The organism is Rhodococcus sp. IEGM 1351 (assembly GCF_030056875.1).
GTDB lineage: Bacteria > Actinomycetota > Actinomycetes > Mycobacteriales > Mycobacteriaceae > Rhodococcus_F > Rhodococcus_F opacus.
This window is the reverse complement of sequence record NZ_JASHKU010000085.1, coordinates 1-1,082: the sequence shown is the minus strand read 5'-3', so window position 1 is coordinate 1,082 and position 1,082 is coordinate 1. Positions and strand designations below refer to the sequence as shown.

At 65.1% G+C, this 1,082-nt stretch carries 1 protein-coding gene; it reads left to right on the top strand.

Annotated features, from left to right (window positions below; genetic code table 11):
- Positions 1-1,050, top strand: a 1,050-nt coding sequence (locus QM806_RS40860; protein ID WP_283295038.1) for an IS630 family transposase, incomplete at its 5' end; no start/stop codon positions are given.
- Positions 1,051-1,082: the final 32 nt, after the last annotated feature.

Sequence of the window (1,082 nt, the reverse complement as noted above, 5' to 3'; positions counted from 1 at the left end):
AAGGTGGTGCTGCGCGCGGTGATCGTGTTGCTGGCCGCCGACGGCGCCTCGAACGCGGCCATCGCCGACGAACTCGGCATCTGTGTCGATACCGCCCGCAAGTGGCGGGCCCGGTTCTGCGCCAAGGGCATCAAGGGATTGGCCGACGCGCCCCGTTCGGGGCGCCCACCGGTGTACACCCCTGCAGAGGTGGCCCGGGTCAAGGCGTGGGCGTGCGAGTTGCCGGCCGAGCACCAGCTGCCCCTGTCGCGGTGGAGCGCCCCGGAACTGGCCCGCCAGTTGCTGACCGACGGTATCAGCGCCTCGGTGTCGACGGTGCGCCGCTGGCTCACGCAGGACACCCTCAAACCCTGGCAGTACCAGTCGTGGATCTTCATCCGGGATCCACAGTTCGAGACCAAAGCCGCTGTCGTCCTCGATCTGTATGCCCGCAGGTACGACGGCATCGAGCTGGGCGCGGACGAGTACGTGATCTCCGCGGACGAAAAACCCTCCATCCAGGCCCGTCGCCGTTGCCATGACACCCAGCCGGCCGGCAAAGGCCGTCCGATGCGAGTCAATCACGACTACCGCCGCGGTGGGGCGTTGGCGTATCTCGCGGCCTACGACGTCCACCACGCCCGGGTGTTCGGTCGATGCGAACAGTCCACCGGCATAGTGCCGTTCACCGCCCTGGTCGATCAGGTCATGACCTGCGAGCCCTATGCGTCGGCGCAACGCGTGTTCTGGATCGTCGACAACGGATCCTCGCACCGGGGCCGGGCCGCGATCGATCGGCTGTCCGCGAGGTATCCGAACGCGGTGATGGTGCACACCCCGGTGCACGCGTCGTGGCTCAATCAGGTCGAGATCTACTTTTCTATAATCCAACGCAAAGTGCTCTCACCCAACGATTTCGAAGACCTCGATGCTGTCGAACGGCGCCTGCTCACCTTCGAGGAACGGTACAACGCCACCGCCGTGCCGTTCAAGTGGCGCTACACGATCACCGACCTGCACCGGCACCTCGAACGACTCGACCACCACGATCGAACCCTGCAAGCGGCATGACCCCCGACAAATTAACGAATCAGACCACTAAG